Source organism: Mesorhizobium sp. M1A.F.Ca.ET.072.01.1.1, from assembly GCF_004023325.1.
Classification (GTDB): domain Bacteria; phylum Pseudomonadota; class Alphaproteobacteria; order Rhizobiales; family Rhizobiaceae; genus Mesorhizobium.
Window position 1 is genome coordinate 1 of the sequence record NZ_RZSF01000351.1, and the last position, 6482, is coordinate 6482.

The 6482-nt window shown below is 66.0% G+C and carries 2 protein-coding genes; both read left to right on the forward strand.

Annotated features, from left to right (window positions below; translation table 11 throughout):
• The first annotated feature begins 35 nt into the window (after positions 1 to 35).
• Entirely contained in the window at positions 36 to 5753 is a 5718-nt protein-coding gene (locus tag EOA32_RS38920) for a hypothetical protein (RefSeq protein WP_210214866.1), read from the forward strand.
• A gap of 207 nt (positions 5754 to 5960) precedes the next feature.
• The coding region (locus tag EOA32_RS31255; RefSeq protein ID WP_145971408.1) for a hypothetical protein at positions 5961 to 6482 on the forward strand (522 nt) is incomplete at its 3' end.

Genomic DNA, 6482 nt, shown 5'->3' on the forward strand with positions numbered 1-6482 from the left:
AGCTGAAGCTGACCGAGATCGAGAACAGGAAAAGGTTGATCTCGATCTCGATCAGCTTCAGCTTCAACGCCGCGTTCCGCTTCGAGTGGCAGCTGGCCGGCTCGTCCTCGCAGGCCCAGATCGAAAGCTTCGTAAGCCTGAAGCAGCGCCTCCTTGCCAGCGCCGCGCCGAGCGTCGGGCTTCTGCCGGGCCTGCCGAAAGCCCTGCCGATCCTGTTCCTGCCGGAGCTGACGGTGGTGTTTGCCGACGCGGTGAGCAACGGCGCGCCATGGGTGGTGACATCGCTCGGCGTGCAATATGACGATGACCCGCCGCAGAACCCGACCTATGCCGATTTCAAGCCGTTCGAGGCGGTGACGACCCAACTCGCCACTTTCGCGCTGATGAACGCGCTGAACCTGCCGGCCTACAATTCCGTGGTGCAGCTCGAATTCGACCCCGCCACGGGCACACTCGGTCTGAAGGACATCGACAGCGACCCCGACGCGCTGACCGGCTGGCTCGACTATCCGACCGTGCTTGCCCAGCTTGCCAATTTCAGCGCCACGCTTTCCGTGCCCACCGCCAGCGCCAAGGCGAGCGTGTTCCCGATGCCGCCCTTCCTCAACCTCGCCACCAGCGGGCGCACGGATGGCAACGGCAATGCGCAGGAAATGTCCTATCAGTTCGAGGCAAAGAACGTCGTCTCGCAAACCTACCTGCAGGCGGTCGACACCTATTTCAACCAGCTCTTCGTCAACCAGACGCCGAACCAGAGCTCGGCGGCCAATCTGGGCACCGGCACGGCGCCGCTGTCGCAGGAGATATTCCTCGACTATTTCAAGGGCCTGATCCGCGGCGCGGTGCACGAGCTCCTGGTCACTATGCAGAGTGCCGGCCTGACCTCCTCGCCGCTCGACAAGCTGTTCATGGCGGCGGTGGCCGCTCCGACCCCTGGCGCGCAGACGCGCTTCCAGGGCCTTGCCGGGCAAATGTCGAGCGCGTTCCGTGGCGGCGTGCGCCTGCCCTACACCGCCGGCCTTACCGTACCGGGCGGCACGGCGCTGACCACCACCAATCCGCTGTTCGCGCTTCTTTGGCAGCAATTCCCCGCCGGCGGCTTCGCCAAGAACGACAGCTACAGCATCACGCTGACCAATACGGATGCCACGCAAGGCTGGCTCACCACCAACGCTGCCTTCTCGCTCACCAAGACCTTGCTTGCGCCCTATGTCGGCCTGACCGAGGCTTCGGTGGCCGCTCCCGGCAATCCGACGCCGATCGCGCTGAGCTCGAGCGGGCCGCAGTCGTTCGCGCTGGAGAACGCAACCGTCTGGACGCCGGCCGGCGGCGGCGCGACGAGCTTGCGACCATTCGCGCCCAGCCTGGCGAAGCTGCAGGCCAATGAGGGGACGACCGCCATCCAGGTGCTGGTGCAATCGCGCCAGGCGCAAGGCGCGTATATGCCGGACGGCACGCCGCTGCCGGTCGGCGACATCACCTTCGCCACCAGCATCACACTAACGGTGAAGCAGATTCCGGGCGCCACGCAGGGCAGCATGCTGCCCGACGTCTACGCGCTGTCGGGCGCCAGCCAGGCGGACGAGGCTTTGCTCGACAGGATCCTCGACGATCTCAGGGCTGGCGACCGGCCGGCCGACGCGATCCAGATCCTCTATCAGACGGCGGCCGGTGCTGCCGGTCTGGTCTCGGCCGTGGTCGATCCGACCGCCGTCTTCGCGCTACGGACCAACACCACGACGGTCTCGCAACCGCCGCAAGGACTGATGGGCTTCGCGCTCGACCTGCCTGCCGGCGTCTCGGTCGGTGCCAGTACCGATGTCGCCGCCGATGGCGGCTACGGCTTCCTGCAGATCATCCAGCAGGCGACGGTCACGAACGCGCCCGGCTACTATCTGCGCTTCATCGACAAGACCGGCAACTCGCTGCCGACGGCGCTTTTCGTCAAGGGCGTCGCGCAGGTAACGATGCTGGTGACCTACAAGCCGGGCAGCGGCAGCAACCAGCCTGGCTCGCCGCTGGCCATCCAGCCCTATTACAACGCGGTGGTGCTGGCCGGCACACAGAGCGGGCTCGTCTATTATGTCGAGACCGCCGACCCGTCCCTGGAAACGCGCTATGTCAAGGTCGCCGCCGGCACGTTCGGCGTCGAGCTGACGCGCGCCGAAAGCGTCATGCAGCTCAAGACCCCCGCTCGTCTGGCCAAGGCTGGCAAGCTTGGTGCGGCCAGCCATCATGCGCGCGGCGATGTCATCCGGGCGCTGCGTTCATCCGGCGTAGCCGACGATGACGAGTTGCACGAGGCCCTGGTCGCGGCAGGGGCCGCGCCCGCCGCGCTGAATTCACTCTACAACCTGGTCGCCTATCAGGTACAGGCCACCACCGGCTTCATCCTGAGCAATTTGTCGGCGCCCATCCAGCCGCAAAAACCCGACCAGGGGGCGACCAGCAGCACCTATCGGGTGTTCGCGCCACTCTACAATGTGGCGACCGCCAATGTCGGGTCGGCCACACCCAATCGCTATGCCTCGATCGACGACAAGTTCGCGCTGTCGTTCTTCGTCAACGACGCTTTCGGCAACCAGTTGCCGACGCCGGCCAGCTACAACGACAGCAATCTCTATTTCGATCCGATCGTGCCGATCGACCAGTGGCCCGGCATCCTGCCGACCTACGGCTTCGACGCCTCGAAGACGGGGACGGTCGAGCTCGTGCTGACGCCCAGCCAAACTGCGTTCAGTGGGATGTCGGCCGACCAGAAGGCCGCCGCGCTCGCCAATTTCCGCACCATCGAAGACCAGATCAACGCCCCCGGCGTCTCGTTCTATGTCGAGACCAGCCTGGCGCTGCAGGCCGACGGCAAGAGCTTCGCCAGCTTCACCGTCCCGTCCGCCGACGCGGCCAAGGTCACCGGCATGGTGGCGGACCTCGTCGCCTGGCTGGCCGGCACCAGCACGCATTTCCCGGGCGCCGTGACCATTTCGATGCCGGTGAGCGGTCCGGGCGCCTTGCCGCCTTTGTTCGAAATCGTCGTGCTGTTCGGCATCACCCGCAACGCCGATCTGATCTCGCCCTATCTGAAGGGCCAGTACGGCACGATCCTGGTGCCGTCGGCACAGAATGTCGCCACGGGGTTCGTGCCCGCGACCGGCGGCGCCAGCGCGCTATCGCAATTCGCCGCCGCTTTCACCGGCGCCTTCCCGGCGCAGAAGCTTGCGGTCGGCATGAACGGCGCCGACGCATCGGCCCAACAAGGTCTTTCCAGCACAACGCTGGCGCGCAAGCGGCTCAAGGCCCTGAAGCTCGCGCAGGACGGATCCGGCGGCGCGCGAGCCAATTCGCAATCGCTATGGGCCGTCGCGGCGTCGCTGCTCGACATCACGATCGGCACCGCGGGAGGCGGCCCGCGTTTCCTCTCGCCCAAACCGCTCGACAATGTGCTGAACAGCGCCAGCGTGCCGCTGCCGACGCTATCGTCCAGATTACCGGCCCTGCCTGCGCAGCAGCTGCTCATCGATACCGACCTCGACCAGCTCAACCGCGGCTTCTTCCAGGCAGTCGACGACGTGCTGTCGCCGGCCTCGGCGGCCAAGGCCTTCGAGCTCGCCCGAGATGCCTATGAGCAGATCGCGCTTGGCCGCGAGTCGCTCGCGCAGAAATACGCGCAATACGAGGTCGACTGGCTGTTCGGCCCGCAGTCGCCGTTCACCGGCACGACGGCGGCATTGGCGGTCGCCCAGGACGTGTTCGAACAGCAGATGCGCGCGGCGCTGATGACGGCCTATTCCGTCGACACCATCGTGCAATACGACGTGACCTGGAACCAGTCCGTCCCGGCCGGCGCAGACGGCTATATCGAGCTGTTCGGCCAGATTGAGGCCGTGCTTGCCGGGACCTGTGCCTGGAGCGGTACAACGCTGTCGGCGACGACCGGCAATCCGCACGGCCTGACCGATGGCAGCCGCGTCCTGATGATGTTCCAGACGAATTCCGGCCAATTGCCGGCGAATGGCGTTTACGACGTCGACGTTACCGGGGACACGACCTTCACCATCACCACGGCCACCAGCGGGTCAGGCGCCGGCAGCTTCTCGGCCACCCGGCAGAATTCCGGCCTCTCGACTGCGCATGTCGGCATCGTGAGCACGGGCGCTAGCCCGCTGACCTTCCTCTATGGCGATCCCAATGCCGCGGCGGCGTCGGTGGTGCCGTTCGACCTGCGCTTCGCCGTCACCAATCTGCAGTACTTCCTGGGGCCTGCCGGCGCGCCCGGCGAGGCGCGTCCATCGATCTGGCTGCAACTCATCGACCCCTACCCCCAAGGCGTGCCGCATATCGGCCCGGCCGGCGCGCTGACGAAGATCCCGGTGGTGTACCGCCAGTATCCGACGCCGCCGACCTTGATCAGCCAGACCTGGTCCCGGTTCACGCCGTCGTCTGGTTCCGGCAATCCGGTCGCCGACGGCGCCGACTGGAGCTACCTCTATACCTATCAGGCCTTCCTCGTCGCGCAGGATCAGATCAACACCGCCGTCACATACAACACTGACCTCAGCGCGGCATCGAACTCCACGCAGAACCGCCTCGGTGAGCTTCCCGGCGCCGACGGCCCTTACGACCTGTTCACGGCCTTGGCCCGCACCTCGGCCGTCTATGGGGCGATCGGTCCCGTGTTGCGCAACCTGGCCGACCCGGCCTGGGCCGACGCGGTGGCCGCCTTCGCCACGGCCATCGGCGAGGTGACGGCGAACAAGGACTGGAACCCCAGCCTGAATCTGGCAGTCTCGCAACGCCTGGCCAATGTCACGGACAGCTATGTCGTCACTGACGTGCTGCAGCCAGATGGAACGACACGGCTGATCGAGCTGCAATGGCCGGCCGCACAAGGTGAATCGAGCTTCGCCAATGTCGCGCTGACTGTCACCGCCCTCGATCCGTCGAACCTGACGTCTTACCCGAACCAGCACGCTGTCCAGCCTCCACCGCCGAACGGCTTGCTGTTCGAGGTGGAAAACGCCGCGCCCGGCAATTTCGGCGTCGCGCACACGATCAAGGTCGACGCGCTCAACGTGCTGGCGGCCGAGAATGCGCTGGCCGCCGTGCAGATCGAGCGCAACTTGATCACGCTTGAGGCCGCCGACAACACCGCCTGGCAGGTGGTGCCGGAATTCGTCTACAAGACGCCGCAGGTGCGCCCGAGCCAGCCGGTGACGCCGTTCATCGACAATGCGACGCCGATCGATGTGACGAAGCTGCCCGGCCAGGGCGCTGGCGCGGCCTGCCCGGCATCGCCGTCGAGCCTGTGCCAGCGCATCTTCACCATCATGGCCGACCTGCTCGCCGATCCGGCGCAGGCGAAATCGCTGCTCGCCGCGCATGCCGCCGCCAATCTCAGCGATGGAACGACGCGGCGGGTGAAGGTCGGCTGCTCCTACCAGTTCCCCTTCCCCGCCGTCGCCGGCGGCGCCTTCGACAGCGCCTCGATCAGCCCGCTGGTTCCGATCGCACTGGCCCGTTCCTTCGAGATCGACGGACAGCAGCCGGCGCAGCTCGGCGATTTCGCGGCGCTGTTCGCCGAGGCGATCGCCGGCTGGGCCTCCGGCAACAGCATCGTCTTCGGCGCCAATGCGGAGCCGGCCGGCGCGATGCTGGTCTTCGACATCACGCTTTATGCAGCGCTCAGCGGCGTCAACACGCCGGTGCTGCGCTTCAGCAACCTGCAACTGAAACTGACGGACATCGACGCCAGCTGATCGGCCTGGGCGGACAGTGGCGGCGGCGTCGCGCGTAACACAACGGGAAGGAGGGCAGCCGTTTCGAAACCTGGTGCATCGGACCGCAGGCCGCGAACCGGTTTGGGACGATCCGATGACGAAACAAACGACCGGGCGATGGCAATCCGCCGCTCCGGAACTGGCATGCAACCAATCGTCCTAACCTGCAAACCGCGAGGGAAAACCATGGCAACGACCGCGAAATTTGAAATCCTCGGTGCTAACGCATCCACCACCAACTGGGACGGCTCGCCGCTCACGCTGGCCTACCGCGAGAGCGCGGCGATGCCGCAGACGACCAACGGCTCGATGGTCTTGGCCTATCAAAACACCGCTTCGCTGAACAATGCCGGTAAGCTCGGTCTGACCTCGGGCGGCTCGCAGCCGACCTTCCTCAACGCCCCGGCGCTGCTCACCCAGCCCAGTATCCTCGTCAACAACTGGCAGGCCAACAATCTGTCCGTCACCAATCTCAGCGTCGCGACTGCGACGCCGATCTGGATCGAGGCCTTCGGCCCCGGACTGCCGGGCCAGAAACCGGTCGCCCTTACCATCAACACGTCACTGACGCTCAAGCCGGGCGGCATCGCGCAGGGAACCTCGACCCCGAACTGGATGCAGCTCTCGCTCGGGACGAACACGGGCCAGTTGATCGTCGTCGCCATCGTCGGCGGTCCCCAGGATGCATCCGGCAACAACGCCTATGCC